16 protein-coding genes are annotated in these 17,611 nt (G+C 74.1%); 6 read left to right on the plus strand and 10 right to left on the minus strand.

The features are described from left to right. Position 1: 1 nt before the first annotated feature. From ACWEJ6_RS38040 to ACWEJ6_RS38055, 4 genes are read left to right on the plus strand one after another with little or no spacing between them, the layout of a single operon-like run. Positions 2-1,204: a (Fe-S)-binding protein gene (locus ACWEJ6_RS38040; protein WP_452430186.1), complete on the plus strand. Its 1,203-nt coding sequence runs from the start codon at positions 2-4 to the stop codon at positions 1,202-1,204. Positions 1,205-1,206: 2 nt separating this feature from the next. Beyond that, a complete protein-coding gene (locus ACWEJ6_RS38045) occupies positions 1,207-1,950 on the plus strand; it encodes an IclR family transcriptional regulator (RefSeq protein ID WP_397161071.1) in 744 nt (247 codons plus the stop codon). A gap of 38 nt (positions 1,951-1,988) precedes the next feature. Further along, the gene (locus tag ACWEJ6_RS38050; protein ID WP_358291960.1) at positions 1,989-2,729 is read left to right on the plus strand and encodes an IclR family transcriptional regulator; all 741 of its coding nucleotides are present in this window, start codon (positions 1,989-1,991) and stop codon (positions 2,727-2,729) included. Positions 2,730-2,733: 4 nt separating this feature from the next. Beyond that, entirely contained in the window at positions 2,734-2,946 is a 213-nt protein-coding gene (locus ACWEJ6_RS38055; protein ID WP_352322770.1) for a DUF2277 domain-containing protein, read from the plus strand. A gap of 24 nt (positions 2,947-2,970) precedes the next feature. Here ACWEJ6_RS38055 and ACWEJ6_RS38060 read toward each other — a convergent pair whose 3' ends face one another. Further along, complete coding sequence (locus ACWEJ6_RS38060) at positions 2,971-3,381, minus strand: hypothetical protein (RefSeq protein ID WP_352322769.1); 411 nt, start codon at positions 3,379-3,381, stop codon at positions 2,971-2,973. Between the two features lie 93 nt (positions 3,382-3,474). On the opposite strand from ACWEJ6_RS38060, the gene ACWEJ6_RS38065 reads away from it, so the two are divergent. Together ACWEJ6_RS38065 and ACWEJ6_RS38070 are read left to right on the plus strand one after the other, a co-directional pair. Further along, positions 3,475-4,152, plus strand: coding sequence for a response regulator transcription factor (locus ACWEJ6_RS38065; RefSeq protein ID WP_352322768.1), 678 nt, complete (start codon positions 3,475-3,477; stop codon positions 4,150-4,152). After that, entirely contained in the window at positions 4,149-5,408 is a 1,260-nt protein-coding gene (locus ACWEJ6_RS38070; protein WP_387672373.1) for a sensor histidine kinase, read from the plus strand. Before ACWEJ6_RS38065 ends, ACWEJ6_RS38070 begins: the two co-directional genes overlap by 4 nt. On the opposite strand, the gene ACWEJ6_RS38075 is transcribed toward ACWEJ6_RS38070, so the two are convergent. The 9 genes from ACWEJ6_RS38075 to ACWEJ6_RS38115 all read right to left on the minus strand — a co-directional run bounded on the left by ACWEJ6_RS38075 (position 5,395) and on the right by ACWEJ6_RS38115 (position 17,609). Next, complete coding sequence (locus ACWEJ6_RS38075; RefSeq protein ID WP_452430163.1) at positions 5,395-6,063, minus strand: HNH endonuclease family protein; 669 nt, start codon at positions 6,061-6,063, stop codon at positions 5,395-5,397. The two genes, ACWEJ6_RS38070 and ACWEJ6_RS38075, sit on opposite strands and share 14 nt — an antisense overlap. A 60-nt stretch (positions 6,064-6,123) precedes the next feature. Further along, entirely contained in the window at positions 6,124-9,225 is a 3,102-nt protein-coding gene (locus ACWEJ6_RS38080; protein ID WP_452430165.1) for a 2Fe-2S iron-sulfur cluster-binding protein, read from the minus strand. Further along, positions 9,222-9,470: a sarcosine oxidase subunit delta gene (locus ACWEJ6_RS38085; RefSeq protein ID WP_358291951.1), complete on the minus strand. Its 249-nt coding sequence runs from the start codon at positions 9,468-9,470 to the stop codon at positions 9,222-9,224. The genes ACWEJ6_RS38080 and ACWEJ6_RS38085 overlap by 4 nt, the downstream gene beginning before the upstream one ends. Continuing rightward, on the minus strand, positions 9,470-10,672 hold the full coding sequence (locus ACWEJ6_RS38090; RefSeq protein WP_364343325.1) for a sarcosine oxidase subunit beta family protein: 1,203 nt from the start codon (positions 10,670-10,672) through the stop codon (positions 9,470-9,472). Before ACWEJ6_RS38090 ends, ACWEJ6_RS38085 begins: the two co-directional genes overlap by 1 nt. Beyond that, positions 10,669-13,062, minus strand: coding sequence for a GcvT family protein (locus tag ACWEJ6_RS38095; RefSeq protein ID WP_452430168.1), 2,394 nt, complete (start codon positions 13,060-13,062; stop codon positions 10,669-10,671). Before ACWEJ6_RS38095 ends, ACWEJ6_RS38090 begins: the two co-directional genes overlap by 4 nt. A gap of 82 nt (positions 13,063-13,144) precedes the next feature. Beyond that, complete coding sequence (locus ACWEJ6_RS38100) at positions 13,145-13,768, minus strand: GNAT family N-acetyltransferase (RefSeq protein ID WP_397214572.1); 624 nt, start codon at positions 13,766-13,768, stop codon at positions 13,145-13,147. Positions 13,769-13,794: 26 nt separating this feature from the next. Next, positions 13,795-14,553, minus strand: a complete 759-nt coding sequence (locus ACWEJ6_RS38105) for an SDR family NAD(P)-dependent oxidoreductase (RefSeq protein WP_358291943.1) — start codon at positions 14,551-14,553, stop codon at positions 13,795-13,797. Between the two features lies 1 nt (position 14,554). Beyond that, positions 14,555-16,834 (minus strand): tetratricopeptide repeat protein, encoded by a 2,280-nt coding sequence (locus tag ACWEJ6_RS38110; protein WP_387672355.1) that lies wholly within the window; start codon positions 16,832-16,834, stop codon positions 14,555-14,557. 19 nt (positions 16,835-16,853) lie between these two features. Further along, complete coding sequence (locus ACWEJ6_RS38115; protein WP_452430171.1) at positions 16,854-17,609, minus strand: SCO6745 family protein; 756 nt, start codon at positions 17,607-17,609, stop codon at positions 16,854-16,856. Positions 17,610-17,611: the final 2 nt, after the last annotated feature.

The raw sequence follows: 17,611 nt of genomic DNA on the forward strand, positions 1-17,611 counted from the left end.
CATGGACCCGGAGCTGATCGGCGACTGCGTGCACTGCGGGTTCTGCCTGCCGACGTGCCCGACGTACGCGTTGTGGGGCGAGGAGATGGACTCGCCGCGCGGGCGCATCCACCTGATGAAGCAGCACGTCGAGGGCGTTCCGGTCACCCCTGAGATGGCCGGGCACTTCGACGCCTGCCTGGGCTGCATGGCGTGCGTCACGGCGTGCCCGTCGGGCGTGCGCTACGACCGGCTGATCGAGCAGACCCGCGCCGAGGTCGAGCGCACGCACGTGCGCGAGCCGCGGGATCGGGCGGTGCGGGAGATCGTGTTCAGCCTGTTCCCCTACCCGCGCAGGCTGCGGCTGCTGCGGCCGACGATGTGGCTGGCCGGGCGGATGGCGCCGTTCCTGACGCGGGTCCATCCGAGCCTGGGCGCCATGGCCGCGCTCGCGCCGCGCGTGGAGCACCGGCAGCGCCTGCCGCGCCTGGTCAGGGCCAGGGGCAGGCGCAGGGCCGTGGTCGGGATGCTCACCGGGTGCGTGCAGGGCGAGTTCTTCCCGCAGGTGAACGCGGCCACCGCGCGGGTGCTCGCGCTGGAGGGCTGCGACGTGCTCGTTCCGGCCGGGCAGGGCTGCTGCGGGGCGCTCAGCGTGCACGCCGGGCGCGCCGATCAGGCCCGGCGGCTGGCCCGCCGGACGGTCAGGGCGTTCCGGCGGGCGGGGGTCGAGACGGTCGTGGTGAACGCGGCCGGCTGCGGCTCCGTCATGAAGGAGTACGGCGAGCTGTTCGGCGCCGATCCCGGGTTCCGGGTGCGGGACCTGTCGGAGTTCCTGGCCGAGCTGGGCCCGGCGGCCAGGCGGCATCCGCTGCCGCTCACCGTCGCCTACCACGACGCCTGTCACCTGGCCCACGCCCAGGGCGTCCGGGCGCAGCCGCGCGAGCTGCTGCGCGGCATCCCCGGGCTGGAGCTGCGGGAGGTCCCCGAGTCGGCGATCTGCTGCGGGTCGGCGGGGACGTACAACATCCTGCAACCGGAGGCGGCCCGCGACCTCGGCGACCGGAAGGCCGGGGCGGTCGCCTCGACCGGGGCCGAGCTGCTGGTCTCGGCCAATCCGGGATGCACGATGCAGATCGCCACGGCGATGCGCCGGGCCGGGAAGGAGATCAGGGTGGCCCACACCGCCGAAGTGCTGGACGCCTCCCTGCGCGGGGTGTCGTTGTGAGCGTGCAGTCGGTCGAGCGGGCGCTCGACGTGCTGGAGGCGCTGGCCGAGCACGGCGGCGAGGCGGGGCTGTCGGAGATAGCGGCGCGGACGGGCCTGCCGTACGGGACCATCCACCGGCTGCTGCAGACGCTGCTCGCCCGCGGTTACGTGCGCCAGGAGTCCGACCGACGGTACGCGCTGGGCGGCGGGCTGGTCCGCCTGGGCGGCATCGCGGAGAGCATGGTGGGCGGGTGGGCGCAGCCGTACCTGACGCGGATGGTGGAGCTGTCCGGCGAGACGGCGAACCTGGCGGTGCTCGAAGGCGACTTCGTCGTCTACGTGGCGCAGGTGCCCTCGCCGCGCAGGCTGCGCATGTTCGCCGAGGTCGGCAGGCGGGTGCTGCCGCACAGCACGGCCGTGGGCAAGGCGCTGCTGGCCGGGCGGGCGGCCGCGGAGGCGATGGCGGTGTTCGAGCGTACGGGCATGCCGCGGCGCACCCCGAACACGATCACCGATGCGGCCGGCATGCTGGCCGAGCTCGGCCGGGTCAAGGAGCGCGGCTACGCGACGGACCTGGGCGAGGAGGAGCTGGGCGTCCACTGCCTGGCGGTGCCCGTCCGGGACGGCGAGCGGGTGGTGGCCGCGATGTCGGTGTCGGGGCCGGCCGAGCGCATCGACGCCCTCGACCGCGACGAGCTGGCCGAGGGCATGCGGAGGATCGCCGCCGACTTCGGCCGCGAGCTCGCCCCGGCCTCGTCGAAGTAGCGCCTGCCGAACGGCTCCGGCGGCTATTCTGTTGCGCTGTGAGCAACAGCACGACGGTTCAGTCCGTCGACCGGGCCATCGCGATCCTGGAGATCCTGGCCCGCGAGGGCGCCACCCGGGTGACGGACCTCGCGGTCGAGCTCGACGTGCACAAGTCCACCGCGTTCCGGCTGCTGGCCGCCCTGGAGCAGGGCGGGCTGGTGGAGCAGAGCGGCGACCGGGGGCGCTACCGGCTGGGGTTCGGCGTCGTCCGGCTGGCCGGCGCGGCCACGGCCCAGCTCGACCTGTCCAGGGAGGGCCGCGAGGTCTGCCTGCGGCTGGCCGAGGCGGTCGGCGAGACCGTCAACATCGCGGTCCCCCAGGACGGCGACACGGTCAACATCAGCCAGGTGCGCGGCCCGGCGGCGATCAGCGGCCACAACTGGGTCGGCCAGCGCACCCCGTCGCACGCCACCTCCAGCGGCAAGGTGCTGCTCGCCTTCGGCGCCCTGCGCCTGGCCGGCGAGCTGGAGCGCTACACCCCCCGCACCGTCACCTCCCCGGACGGCCTGGGCCTGGAGGAGATCAGGCGGCGCGGCTGGGCGGCCACGGTGGAGGAGCTGGAGGTCGGGCTGAACGCGGTGGCGGCGCCGATCAGGGGGGCCGACGGCTCGGTGGTGGCCGCGGTCAGCGCGTCCGGGCCGTCGTACCGGCTCACGCCCGAGCGGCTGCCCGAGGTCGGTGAGTTGCTGGCCGCGGGCGCGAGGGAGATAAGCCAGCGCATCGGCTATTACCGTTGAGAGCATGTGCAGAAGCATCAAGACCCTGCGGCCGCCGTACGCCGAGAGCGTGACCGAGGACGACGTGCGGGCCGCCGCGCTCCAGTACGTCCGGAAGATCTCCGGATTCCGCGCCCCGGCCGCCCACAACGCCGAGGCGTTCGACCGGGCCGTGGAGGCGATCACCAGGGCGTCCGAGGAGCTGCTGGGGGCGCTGGAAGTCCGCGGAGGTCGGTGACGCGTCCGCGCCCCGGCGGGCCGGTCAGCGGGTGGCGGGGCCGTCGGGGGTGCAGAAGATCTTGAGTTCGACCTCCTCGCCGTCCTCCGGCTCGAACTCGACCTTCGCCTCGCGGGCCGGGCCGGGCTGGACGCCGTCCACCGAGTAGCCCTGGGCCGGGCTCCAGGAGCGCAGGGTGACCAGGCCGCCGGAGCAGGAGGCGATGACCGTGCCGGCCTCGGTGCGCATGAGCCGGTCCTGGGCGCGGGCGGACGTCCGCGGCATGGGCGTGGCGGCGCGCGCGGTGGCGGTGGAGAGCGCGGCGCGCACCTCCGGCCCGCTGAGCACGCGGCTGGACGTGCCGGTCACCCCGGTTCCGAGCAGGCCGAGCACGGCCACGGCCGCCCCGGTCGCGGCGGCCGCGGTGACGGCCCAGGCCAGCACGAGACGCTTCACGCTCCCACCCTCCCCCACGTACGGCTAAGCGCAGGTTAAGGCGACGCTACCGGTGCTCGGTGCATCACCACGGACCGTCTACGGTTTGGGTATATGGCTGACATCCTGCTCATCGAGGACGACGTGACCATCCGGACGTCGTTGAGCCGGGGCCTGCGCGATCTCGGCCACGCGGTCTCCTCCTCCCCGACCGCGCTGGAGGGGTTGCGGCTGGCCGTGCAGGACCGTCCCGACCTGATCGTGCTCGACCTGGGCCTGCCCGACCTCGACGGCGTCGAGCTGCTGCGCATGTTGCGGGCGGTGAGCCGGGTGCCGGTGATCGTGGCGACCGCCCGCGACGGCGACGCCGAGATGGTGCCCGTCCTGGACGCGGGGGCCGACGACTACGTGGTCAAGCCGTACAGCGCCCGGCAGCTCGACGCCCGGGTGCGGGCGGTGCTGCGGCGCGCGGGCGAGGCCGCGCCGGAGCCGCTGGCCGTGGGCGGGCTGCGGGTCGATCCCCGGGCGCGCACGGCCACGCTCGACGGCGTGTCACTCGACCTCACGCCGCGCGAGTTCGACGTGCTGCACTTCCTCGCGGCCCGGCCCGGCGAGGTGGTCACCAAGCGCGAGCTGCTGACGGAGGTGTGGCGGCTGCCGTACGGCGGCGCCGACAAGACCGTGGACGTGCACCTGTCGTGGCTGCGCAGGAAGCTCGGCGAGACCGCGGCCGAGCCCCGCTACCTGCACACCGTCAGAGGCGTCGGGGTCAAGCTGGTCGGGCCGTCGTGAGGCGCTGGCTGGCGCTGCTGGTGGCGGCGACGACGTCGCTCGTGCTGATCGCCCTGCTGGTGCCGATGGCGCTGCTGATCGGCACCGTGGCCGAGAACGGCGCGATGAGCCGGGCCACCGCCGCCGCCGAGTCCGTCGCGGTCGCGGTCGGCACGCCCGACCTGCCGCTGGCCGTGGAGCAGGTGCCGCGGCGGGTGACGGTCTTCCTGCCCGGCGGGGGCACGATGGGCGCGCCCGCCGCCCGCTCCGACGCCGTGCGGCTGGCCGCGACGGGCCGCAGCGTGACCGCCGTCGCCCCCGGCGGCCGGGAGGTGCTGGTCTCGGCGCAGTCCCCCGACGGCACGGCCGTGATCAGGGTGTTCGTGCCGGACGACGAGCTGACGCACGGCGTGCGGGCGGCCTGGCTGGCGCTGCTCGTGCTCGGGCTGGGGCTCATGGTGCTCGGCATCGTGCTGGCCGACCGGCTGGCGCTGGCCGTGACCAGGCCCGTGGTCGGGCTGGCACGCGTGTCGCACCGGCTGGCCGGCGGCGATCTGAGCGCGCGGGCCGAGCCGGGCGGGCCGCCGGAGGTGCGGTCGGTGGCGCTGGCGCTCAACCATCTGGCCGGGCGCATCGGCGACCTGCTGGCCGCCGAGCGCGAGTCGGTCGCCGACCTGTCCCACCGGCTGCGCACGCCGCTGACCGGGCTGCGGCTGGAGGCCGAGTCGCTGCGCGACCCGGAGGAGGCCGCCCGGGTCCAGAACCGGGTGGACGCGCTGGAGCGGGCGGTCAGCGCGGTCATCACCGAGGCGCGGCGGCGCTCGGCCGGGCGCGGCTCGTGCGACGCGGCCGAGGTGGTGCGCGAGCGGGTGCGGTTCTGGTCGGTGCTGGCCGAGGACCAGGGGCGGCCGGTGTCGGTGTCGCTGCCCGACGCGCCCGCGCCGGTCGCCGTCGGCGGCGAGGAGCTGGCCGCGTGCGTGGACGCGCTGCTCGGCAACGTGTTCGCGCACACCCCGGAGGGGACCGCCATGGCCGTGCGGTTGTCGTCCCGGCCGGGCGGGACGCTGCTGGTCGTCGAGGACTCGGGGCCGGGGTTCGACCCGGGGGCGCTGGAGCGGGGGATCAGCGGGGGCGGCTCGACCGGCCTGGGGCTGGACATCGCGCGGCGCACCGCCGAGTCGTGCGGCGGCACGCTCGCCGTCTCGGCGCCCGAGGGCGGCGGGGCCCGCGTGGAGCTGACGCTGACCGCCCCCGGCGGGGCTCTCAGCAGTCCTTGAGTATGCCTTCCATCGCGCTCTTCTCGCCGTCGGTGATCCAGACGTCGTACTTGCTCTTCACGTCGATCTGGCGGGCGATGTAGGCGCACCGGTACGCCTTGCGCGGCGGCAGCCAGGTGGCCGCGTCGGAGTCGCTCTTCTGGTTGTTCAGCGGGCCGTCCACCGCCAGCAGGTTCAGCGGGTCGTTGGCGAACTCCTTGCGCTTGGCGGGCGACCACTGCTGCGCGCCCTTCTGCCAGGCGTCCGACAGCGGCACCAGGTGGTCGATCTGGACGGCCGTGCTGGTGTCCTGACCGCGCTTGAACGTGATGGTCTTGCCGCTGTAGGGGTCGTCCAGGGTGCCGGTGAGGACGATGCAGTCGTGCGTGCCCGACTTGAACGTCTCGTCCTTCAGGTCGCGCTTGAGGATATCGTTGCGGGTGTCGCAGCCGTTGTGGTCGACGTCGGCCCAGGCGGGGCCGAACTCGTCGCGGTCGAAGCCGGTGCGCGGGGCACGTCCCTTGACCTTGAGCTTGTCCAGCTTCTTGCGGGCGTCCGAGACCGACGCGGAGTCCGGTTTGGCCGGGTCCGGGCCGCCCGACTGCGCCTCCAGGCCGCCGCAGCCGGCCAGCATCGTCACCATGGCCAGACCGGCCGTGAACGCCCGTGTGCGCACGTGATCCCCCAGACTTCGGTTTTCGTAAAGTCTAGGTATAGCAAGTACCCCTAAATGGTCTTATAACGCTAAGAGGGCGTCCAAGAGCCACTCTGCCAGGTACGCGGTGAACGACGACCTGACGTGGATCCGGTACTCCCCGGCCGCCCGCCGTTCCAGGATCACCGAGGCCCGGCCCAGGAGCGTCTGCGCGTGCCCGGGGAACACGTCGGGATGCAGGTCCACGGGACAGCCGGTGATCAGGACGTCGCCCGCCATCGGCCCGGACAGCTCCAGGATCGTCCGCTGCCCCGAGACGTCCACCCAGCCGGGCCCCGGCGCGGCGTCCCCGGTCACCAGCCACCACGACGGGCCGAGCCGCAGCCCCACGCCGGGATCGGCCCCCCTGACCTCCCACATCGGCTCGAACGGCAGCTCGCGCAGCCGCACCGACGGCCCGCTCGCCGCCGCGAACCGGTCGGCGAACGCCGCCGCCGGGCTCTCCCGCGCCGGAACGCCCCCGAGTGCCGCGGGCACGTCCGCCTCCAGGGGATCGCCGTCACGGCGGGTGTTGCCCGGGTCGTACAGGACCGGCTCGACGACCGTCACGCCGGTGGCCGCCGCCCCCGACACCGCCGTGAGCCGGTCCCCGGGCACGACGTCCCTGACCATGGCCAGCCCGAACGTCCGGCCGAGCGCCGCACTGACGTAGCCGGAGGTGACGTGCCCCAGCATGGGCGCGCCCGGCCCGCCCCTGACGAGCTGGGCGCCCTCCTCGATCGGCGTCGCGGGATCGTCGGCGAGCAGGCCGACCAGGCGTTTGCGGCCCTCGCGGGCGGTGTCGGGGCGGGCGTGCGAGCGTTTGCCCACGAAGTCGGGCTTGCGCGCGGAGACGATCCACGACATGCCGAGGTCCTGCGGCGTGACCGTGCCGTCGGTCTCCTGGCCGACGATGGCGAACCCCTTCTCGGCCCGCAGCACGTGCATCGCCTCGGTCCCGTACGGCACCGCGCCCAGCTCCAGCACGGCCTCCCACAACGCCCTGCCGTACGGCCAGGGCACGTTGACCTCGTAGGCCAGCTCGCCGGAGAAGCTGATCCGGAACACCCGGCCGGGCACGCCGAGCACGTCCGTCCCGGCGTACCGCATGAAGGGCAGGCCGAGCGCGCCGGGCGCGACGGCGGCGATCACCCGCCGTGCCTTGGGGCCGGCCACGGCGACCGTCGCCCAGTGGTCGGTGACCGAGGTGAAGGAGACGTCGAGCTCCGGCCACTCGGTCTGCCGCCACTCCTCCAGCCAGTCGAGCACCGCGGCGGCGTTGCCGGTGGTCGTGGTCATCAGGTAGTGGTCGTCGGCGAGCCTGGTCGTGGTGCCGTCGTCGAACACCATGCCGTCGGCCCGGCACATGAGCCCGTAGCGGCAGGCGCCGACGGCGAGCGTGGAGTACAGGTTGGTGTAGATCCGGTCCAGGAACGCGCCCGCGTCCGCGCCCCGGATGTCGATCTTGCCCAGGGTGGAGGCGTCCATGGCGGCGACGGAGGTGCGGGCGGCCCGGCACTCGCGCGCCACGGCCGCTTCCATGCTCTCGCCGTCCAGCGGGAAGTAGCGGGGGCGCTTCCATTGGCCGACGTCCTCGAACACCGCGCCCGCCGCGACGTGCGCGGCGTGCATGGCGGTGGTCCTGACCGGGTCGGAGAGCGCGCCGCGGTCGCGCCCGGCCCACGTCGCGAACGACACCGGCGTGTACGGCGGCCGGAACGTGGTCGTGCCCACCTGCCCCGGCGCGGTCCCGAGCAGCGCCGACATCACGCCCACGACGACCGTCCCCGACGTCTTGCCCTGGTCGGCGCCGGTGCCCGCGGTGGTGTAGCGCTTGACGTGCTCGACCGAGCGCATCCCGGCGCCGGTCGCCCTGGCCAGGTCGGCCACGGTCACGTCGCGGTGCAGGTCGGCGAAGGCGGGCTCGTCGCCGTCCCCCTCGACCAGCCACAACGCGGCGGGTGGCCGCGGGGGGCGCTCGTCGCAGTCGGGCACGCGGAGTTCGCGGGCGGCGGATCCGGCGGCCTCCCGGCCGGCGGCGTGGCCGTCGGCGATGGCCTCGCGGGTGCCGTACCGGCCGCGGCAGGCGCCTGCGGAGCGTTCCGCCTGCGCCGAGACGTCCGGGACGAACGCCTGCACCCCCTCGTCGAAGCGCACCCGTCCCTGCGACTGGCTGAACAGGTGCACGGCGGGGTTCCAGCCGCCCGCCACGGCCAGCAGGTCGGCCTCGATGTGCCGCTCCCCCACCCGCACGCCGGTCAGCACGCCGTCCGCGCCGGCCGTGGTGCCGGTGATCACCTGCCCGGCCAGGGCGTCGGGGGTGAGTCCTGCGGGGCGCGGATCGACGATCGCGGCGATCTCCACGCCGGCCGCGCGCAGGTCCGCGGCGGCCTCGTAGCCGGAGTCGGCGCAGGCCAGGACGACCGCGCGGCGGCCGGGGAGCACGCCGTACCGGTTGGCGTAGGCGCGGGCGGCCGAGGCCAGCATGACGCCCGGCCGGTCGTTGCCGGGGAAGGCGAGCGAACGCTCGTGGGCGCCGGTCGCCAGGATGACCCGGCGGGCCCTGATGTGCCACAGCCGCTCGCCGCGCGCCCGCCGCTCGACGGCCACCACGTAGTTGTGGTCGTGATAGCCGACGGCCGTGGTCCTGGTGAGCACCCGCACGCCGGACAGGTCGAGCGAGTCCACCCAGTCGAGCGCGGGCGCGCCGTCGAGCAGCACCCGGCTGTTCAGCAGGTCGCCGCCGAGGCGGGGCTGGTCGTCGAGCAGGATCACCCGGGCCGCGCGCGCCGCGGCGGCCGCCGCCAGCCCGGCCGGGCCGCCGCCGACCACCAGCACGTCGCAGTGCAGGTAGCCCTTGTCGCAGCGCCGGTCGTCGGCCGCGTCGAGGTCCACCCGGCCCTTGCCGCGCAGGCTCCACGCCTCCAGCCCGTCGTACAGCTCCACCGTCGTGGCCGCCAGCATCGGGTCGGCGCCCACGCGGACCAGGGCGTTCGGCTCCTCGGGACCGGCCGAGAAGACGCCGCGCGGGCGGCCGGACTCCACGCCCCGGCCCACCACCCGCACCCCGTTGCGCAGCAGTGCGGCGGCCAGCGTGTCGCCCGGCTCCCCCTGGAGGGGACGGCCGTCGAAGGTGAACCTCATGGCGCCTTCCTGATCTCGTGCGTGACCGTGTGCCGTTCGACGGTGAACCAGGTCCGGCAGCCGTGCGTGTGGAACCAGCGTTCGCGGAACCAGCCCTTGGGGTTGTCGCGCAGGAAGACGTAGGCGGCCCACTCCTGGTCGGACAGCTCGCCGGGCGCTTGCGGGTAGGGGATCCCGGCCTGGCCGCCGTAGTGGAACTCGGTCTCGTCGCGGGGGCCGCAGTGGGGGCAGTCGAGCAGCAGCATCAGTGGGCCACCGCCGCCGCGCCGTGCTCGTCCACGAGCGCGCCCGTGGTGAACCGCTCCAGCGCGAACGGCTCGGCCAGCGGGTGCGGCCGGCCGTTGGCGATCGTGTCGGCGTACACCCAGCCGGAGCCGGGGGTCGCCTTGAAGCCGCCGGTGCCCCACCCGGCGTTGACGTAGAGACCGTCCACGGGGGTGGCGCCGATGATCGGGGAGGCGTCCGGCGAGACGTCCACGATCCCGGCCCACGTCCGCAGCACGCGGACCCGGCTGAACAGCGGGAACAGCTCCAGGGCCGCCGCCATCTGCGCCTCGATCACGTGGCACCCGCCGCGCTGCCCGTAGGAGTTGTACGCGTCGATGCCCGCCCCCATGACCAGCTCGCCCTTGTGCGCCTGGCTGACGTACACGTGGACGGCGTTGGACATGACGACGCAGTCGAGCACCGGCTCCAGCAGCTCCGACACCAGCGCCTGGAGCGGGTGCGACTGCAGCGGCAGCCGGATCCCGGCCCGTTCGGCCAGGACCGAGGTGTGCCCGGCCGAGGCGAGCGCCACCGTGCCCGCCGCGATGGGCCCGCGCGAGGTGCGCACGCCGGTCACCCGGTTGCCGGTGATCTCGAACCCGGTCACCTCGCAGCCCTGGATCAGGTCCACGCCGTACGCGTCGGCCTGGCGGGCCAGCGCCCAGGCGACGTGGTCGTGCTTGGCGATGCCGCCGCGCCGCTGCAAGGTGGCCCCCAGGACGGGGTAGCGGGCCCGGCCGGAGACGTTGACGATCGGGCAGAACTTCCTGACCTCGTCGGCGTCCAGCCATTCGGCGTCCACGCCGTTGAGCCGGTTGGCGTTGACCCGCCGCCTGCCCTCGCGCACGTCGTGCAGGTTGTGCGCCAGGTTGAGCACGCCGCGCTGGCTGAACTGCAGGTCGTAGTCCAGTTCCGCGCTCAGGCCCTCCCACAGCTTCAGCGAGTGCTCGTAGAGGGCGGCGCTCTCGTCCCACAGGTAGTTGGAGCGGATGATGGTGGTGTTGCGGGCCATGTTGCCGCCGGCCAGCCAGCCCTTCTCCAGGACGGCGACGTTCGTCAGGCCGTGGTTCCTGGCCAGGTAGTAGGCGGTGGCCAGGCCGTGCCCGCCGCCGCCCACGACGACCACGTCGTAGGAGGGCCGCGGATCGGGGTTGCGCCAGAGGAAGCCGGGGTGGGTCAACGTCTGATCTTCTCCATCCGGGGGTCGAACAGCGGCTCGGCGGCGACCTCCGCGGGCACGCGGCGGCCGAAGTACGAGATGTCCACCCGCGTCCCCGGTCCGGCCAGCTCGGCCGGCAGCCAGGCGTAGGCGATCGGACGGCCGATGGTGTGCCCGTACGCGGCGCTGGTGACGTACCCGGCGACGCGGCCGGCGTGCCAGACCGGTTCCTTGCCCATGACCACCTCGGCGCTGAGCAGCGGCACGAGCCTGCGCGACGGCTCGGCGCGCAGCGCGTCGCGGCCGTGGAAGTCCTTGTCCTCCTTGACCGCGAAGCCCAGCCCGGCCTCGTACGGGTCGTGCTCGGTGGTCATGTCCACGCCCCAGAGCCGGTACCCCTTCTCCAGCCGGAGGCTGTTGAACGCGGCCCGCCCGCCCGCGACCGGCGTCCCGGCGGACCGCAGCGTGTCCCACAGCTTGAGCCCCATGTCGGCGCCGGTGTAGAGCTCCCAGCCCAGCTCGCCCACGTACGAGACGCGCATCGCGAGCACCGGCACCTGCCCGACGTACCCGGACCGGCAGGTGAAGTAGCGGAAGCCCTCGTTGGACAGGTCCATGTCCGTGAGCCCCTGCACCAGCTCCCTGGCCTGCGGCCCCCACACGCCGACGCAGCAGGTGCCGGGCGTGATGTCCCTGATGTGCACCCCGCGGGGGGCGTGCCGGGTCAGCCAGTCGAGGTCGAGGTTGCCGTTCGCGCCGAGCTGGAACCTGTCCTCGGCCAGCCGCGCCGCCGTGAGGTCGGAGCGGATGCCGCCGCCGGCGTCCAGCAGCAGGGTGTAGGTGACCGTGCCGGGCTTCTTGTCCACGTTGTTGGTGGTCATGTGCTGGAGGAAGGCCGTCGCGCCCGGACCGCTGACCTCGATGCGCTTGAGCGAGGTCATGTCGTAGAGCGCGACCCGCTCGCGGGTGGCCCACGCCTCGGCGGCCGCGATGGGCGACCAGTGACGGGCGGCCCACGCGTCCCGCCGGTCGGCGCCGATCCGCGGCTCTTCGAGGCCGGCGAGCAGCGGCTCGTTCGCCTCGAACCAGTGCGGCCGCTCCCATCCGGCCGACTCCAGGAAGTACGCGCCCAGCTCCACCTGACGCGGATGGAACGGGCTGGTCCGCATCGGCCGCGGCGACTCCATGGGCTGCAACGGGTGGATGACGTCGTAGACCTCGACGAAGTTCTGCCTGCCGCGCTCCTCGACGTAGGCGGGCGACAGCTGCGCCTGCTCGAACCTGGCCGGTTCGCACTCGTGCAGGTCCACCTGCGACCGGCCGGTCACCAGCAGCTCGGCGACCGCCCTGGCCACCCCCGCCGAGTGCGTCACCCAGACGGCCTCGGCCAGCCAGAACCCGTCCAGCTGCGGCGCCTCGCCGATCAGCGGGAAGCCGTCGGCGGTGAAGGAGAAGACGCCGTTGATGCCGTCCTCGTACTTGGAGCCGGCCAGGGCGGGCAGCAGCTCGGCGGCGTCGCGCCAGGCGGGTTCGAAGTCCTCCTCGGTGAACGACTGGACCGAGGGCATGGTGGTGCCCTTGGGACCGATCTCGTGCTGGGCGACCGGCATGGGGCGGTGGGCGTAGGAGCCGATGCCGATGCGGTCGCCGTGCTGCCGGGCGTACAGGTCGCGGTCCTGGTGGCGCAGGATGGGGCCCTCGGGCTGCGGGGGCAGGGGGCCGGACTTCGCGTACTGGTGGGCCAGCGGCAGCAGCGGCACGGTCAGCCCGGCCATCTCCCCGATCGACGGGCCCCAGAATCCGGCCGCGCACACGACCACGTCGGCCGGGATCGTCCGGTACTCCCCCGCGGCCAGGCAGGAGACGCCGGTGACCCGGCCGCCCTGCTGCTCGACGCCGGTCACGGTGTGCCCGCCGAGGAAGCGCGCCCCGCGTTCGGTGGCCCGCGCCGCCTGCGTCTCGCCGCAGGCCACGGCGGCGGCCAGGCCGTCGCTCGGCACGTGGAAGCCGCCGAGCACCCGGTCGCGGTCCAGCATCGGCCACAGCTCGGCGCACTGCGCGGCGTCCAGCAGGCGGCCCTCGACGCCCCACGACTGCGCCCAGCCGAGCTTGCGGTGCAGGTCGGTCCAGCGCTCGGGGGTGGTGGCCACCTCCAGGCCGCCGACCTGCCGGAAGCAGTGCGCGCCGAGCGCGGTGTACTTGCGCACGGTGTAGGCGGCGAACTCGGTCATGGTCTTGGACGGGTTCGTCTGGAAGACCAGGCCGGGGGCGTGCGAGCTGGAGCCGCCCGCGGCGAAGAGCGGGCCCTGCTCCACCACGGTGACCTCGCTCCAGCCGCGTTCGGTGAGCTCGTCGGCCACCGCGCACCCCACGATCCCGGCTCCGATGATCACCACGCGCGGCCGACCCATCACGCCTCCGGTTGTTCCTTAATACGCAACACGCACCGGACTACGCAACGAACATAAGGCCCTGGCTCCCCGCGGACAAGAGCTAGCCGAGCGGCGAGGTGTCCCGTCCCAGGTACGTCACCGGCCCGGCGTCGGCCACCGCCAGCTCCGCGAAGCCGAGCCGGTCGTAGAAGGCCCGCGCGGGCGCGTTCGTGCTGACCATCCCCAGATGCAGCCGCGGCACCCCGGCGGCGCGCAGGCCGTCGACGAAGGCGCTCATGAGCCGGCGTCCCCAGCCCTTGCCCTGCCAGTCGGGCAGCAGGTCGATGTGCAGGTGGGCGGGGTGGCCGGCCAGCTCGGGCACCAGCATGCGCTCGGGCCGGTGGTGCAGGGCGAGCATCACGTCGTCCGCCGTGACCGGCGGGTCGGCGGGAAGGGGGCAGCGGGCCGCGGACGCCGGGATCCACTCCTCGCGGTAGCGGCGGACGAACGCCGCCGTGTCCGCGGTGCCCACGACGTAGCCGACGGCCTGGCCGGTGCCGTCGTCCACGACGTGGGCGTGCTCGGGCTCCAGGGTGACGTAGGGGGCGGCGAAGATGTCGCCCATGAGCAGGTCGGAGGCGTACTGGCCGCGGGCGTCGCCACCGGCGTCGGCCGTGCGCACGCAGATGTCGTAGACGGCGGCCAGATCGGCCGGACGGTAGGAACGTACGAAGGGGGCGGTCATTCCCGACAACGTACTAGAAGGACCGTCTAGGTGATCAGGATGCCGCCGTCCACCGGCAGCGTGACACCGGTGACGTACGAGGAGGCGTCGGAGGCCAGGAAGACCGCCGCCGCCACCAGCTCGGCCGGGTCGCCGGGCCGTTTCATCGGCACCCGCAGCTCCAGCATGCGTTCCAGGTAGCCGGGCGGGTACTGCTCGGTCATCTCCGAGGCGAAGAACCCCGGCTCCAGGCAGTTGACCCGGATGCCGCGCCGGGCCGTCCACTGCTGGGCCAGGTCGCGGGTGAGCCCGGCCACGGCCGCCTTCGACGCGCTGTAGGCGGCCTGCGGCAGCCCTGCGGTGGTCGCGCCGAGGATGCTGCCGATGTTCACGATCGACGAGCCCGGCCGCATCACCCGCGCGCACGCCTGCGCCATCCAGTACGTGCCGTGCAGGTTGATCTCCACCACCCGGCGGAACTCCTCGGGCCGCTCGCGCAGCGCGGGCACGGCGGTGCCGACCCCCGCGTTGTTGATCAGCACGTCGACCGCCCCGAACTCGGCCACGGCCGCGGCGACCAGCGCGTCGCACTCCTCCGGCGCCGCCACGTCGGTCGGGACCGGGAGGCAGCGGCGCCCGGTCTCCTCGACCAGGCGCCCGGTCTCCGCCAGCCGGTCCGCGCGCCGGGCGCCGATCACGACGTCGGCGCCGGCCTCGGCCAGCCCGCGGGCGAAGGCCACGCCCAGCCCCGACGACGCGCCCGTGACGATGGCGACCTTGCCGTCGAGGCTGAAGCGCTCCAGCACGTCAGAGCCCGTATTCCTTGACGATGCGCTCGTGCCGCTCGACCTCGACGTCGATCTCGCGGGCCAGGTCGAGCCAGGCCAGCGGGTGCACCCAGCGCTCGGTGGCGTCGTCGAGCAGGGCGTCGACCTCGGCGGCCGACACGTCCGGCGGCACCGCGACCCAGCCGAACACGCCCGGCAGCGACTCGCCGCTGGTCGGGTGGGTGACGGTGTAGTTCTCGTCGCTGTAGACCCACATCGGCCAGCCGCGCTCGGCCATGACCTCGGTGAACTCCGCCCAGTCCTCCTCGCTCGGCGCGGCGCCGTCGAAGAAGTAGCTGGTGTAACCGCCGGGACGCAGGATGCGCACGGCCGCGAACGGCGGCACGAAGTTCTGCTGCTCCTGCGGGTCTTCCGGGACGGGCTCCAGCAGCTGCGGGTCGAACACGACCAGGTCGCCGGCGTTGTAGTCCATGCCGCGCGGCTGCGGCAGCGCCAGCCGGGCGGTGGCCGGGCCGGTGCGGATGGACAACACCTGGCGCTGGCCGCCGTCGGGCGCCGGGAGGATGAGCCGGATCAGGCCCATCTCCTCCTCGATCGGGCCCTGCTTGGACTTGATCGGCATGCCGATCTTGGCCGCGCCCTTGCGCACGGTGTCCCAGTCTTCCGCCGAGGTGGCCATGACGACCATGCGCCAGACGTCCTCGTCGGTCAGCTCGTCGAGCACCTCGGCCAGGACGCCGGCGGCCCTGTCGTTGTGGTCGAGCTGCTGGGCGGCGCCGGACAGCAGGCGCCTGGCCTCGATGCCGGCCCCGGCCGCGACCGCGTGCTCGGCGGCGTCGAGCGTCTCCGGCCAGCGCTCGCGGGCGCTGTGGAGCCGGGCCAGCGCGAGGTACTGGGCGGCGTGCGGCAGCAGCGCGGCCATCTGCTCCAGGCGCTCGTCCTGGCGGGCCTCGATGAGCAGGGTGGTCAGGTAGGCGATGTCGTCGGGGTCGGCCGAGGCGATGTCGCCGGAGTCGACCAGCAGCTTCCAGTAGATGTCGGCGCCCGCCGCGGGGAAGCCGAGGAAGCCGAGCGTGGTGGTGTGGCGGCGGGTGGCCTCCAGGTCCTGCCCGGACAGCGGCGCGAGCCAGCCCACCCACTTCTCGGGGTCGGCGTTGAAGCCGTCGGCGGCGTCGAACAGGCCGACCCGCTCGGTCAGGGGCCCGGGGGCCGCGGGCTCGGAGGTGGCGTCGGCGGCGGCCCGCAGCGCGGCGACGCGCTCGGTCAGGTCGCCGGTCTCGCCGCGCAGCTCCGCCGCGCCGGACTCGGCCAGGTCGGCCAGCAGGCGGGCCTGCCACACGCCGTTCCTGGCCAGGGCCAGCTCGCCCGCGACCAGCGCGAGCTCGACGCGGGCGCGGTAGCCGCCCATCATGCCGAAGTAGTCGATCCACTGGCGCAGCACGCGGCCGAGCTGCCAGGTGTTGGTGATCTGGGAGGATCCGGCCAGCTTGGCGACCGCGCGCGACCACTCGACGAAGACCCGCGGGTGCTCGCCGACCACGTCGAGGTCGGGCAGCGCGTCGACGGCCTCGGCCGTGCGGCCGAGCTCGGCCAGGATGAGCGCGCGGCGCACGCCCTCGCGGTGGGCCTTGGCGGGCGGGTCGTCGGGGGCGAAGTCGGCGGCGGCCTGCAGGGCGGCCAGCGCGTCGTCGGCCCGGCCGGCGGCCAGCAGGGCGCGGGCGCCCTCGGCGCCGAGCTCCCAGCTCGCCTCGCGACCGGCCGTGCGCAGCCGCTCGACCGCGGACTCGGCGTAGGCGACGGCCTCGCCGGCCTTGCCCGCGTCGACGAGCGCCGCGACGTACTGGGTGACCAGGCCGCTGAAGGCGGGCCGCTCCGGGCTCATGCCCTCCAGGAAGGCGCCCACCGTCTCCAGGCGGTCACCGGCGTAGCCGGGGCCGTCGGTGTTGGCCCACACGACGGCCATCGCCTCGACGGCGGCCGGGGTGGCCGGGCAGTCGCGCACGTCTTCGCGCTGGGCGAACGTGAGCAGCTGCCGCGCGTCGTCGATGGCCACCGCGCCCTGGGCCCGGTCGCCGATGCGGCCCATGAGGTGCCAGTAGCGGGCGTAGAACTCCAGCCAGGGCAGCTCCAGCGTCTCGGCCTGCTGGGCGATGGCCGGGGCCATCACGTCGAGCTGCGGATACCGGCCCTCGTAGGCCTGTGCGGGAAGGTCTCCCAGCGCCATGGCGAGGCCAACGTTGCCCGCCTCGGAAAGCTGCTGCTGGGTTTCGCCGACCCAGGCCCAGATGTCCACGTCCATGGGCAGTCAGTCTGCCAGGTCAACGAGCGTGCCCAAAACGCAGAAGCTCGATCAGCTCGTCCGATTCGTTGTCGCGCAGGACCGAGAAGACCGGGGCCATCAGGTCGTCGGTGGTCTCCTCGACCTGGGCCCGCCGCGCCACGACGTCAGGGCCGGGGGTGGCGTACGGCTCGGGCCAGGTGAAGAACCTGGCGATCGTCACGCCGTCGGCGTAGCCGAAGGGGGTGGTGTCGTGGACGGCGGCGAGCGTGGCCTCCAGGGGGTGCAGGCCGGCCGCGAGCACGGCGTTGGCGTGCAGGCCCCCGCGCAGCTCGCGCAGGACGTGCATGAGCTGGACGGCGCGCGCGGGCGGGTCGTCCGGCAGCGGCACCGCCCGCCAGCCGGCGAACAGCGGCGCGCCCACCGGCGAGGCCTGCGCGACGACCGGTTCGAGCAGCTCGGCGATCCGGGCGCAGCCGTCGTAACCGCCGAGCTTGCGCCGGCCCCACTGCCTGCACGCCTCGGTGTAGAGCTCGACGGCCTGCTCGACGGGCATCTTCCTGCCGCCGTTCCAGCTCTCCTCGACGTGGGCGGCGGGGAAGAAGACCGCCACCGAGGTGACGACGTCGGCGTGGCATTCGCCGAGCACCCCGCAGCGCCCGCGGAAGTACAGCTCGCGCGGGCCGAGCCCGTGCTGCTCGCAGACGGCCTTGGCCTCGCGGGAGACCATGAAGCCGCCGCCGTACTGACCGATCGGCGCCTTGACCTGGACCGCCGTGGTACGCGGGTCCGCCATCC

It is taken from the genome of Nonomuraea sp. NPDC004702 (assembly GCF_053601695.1).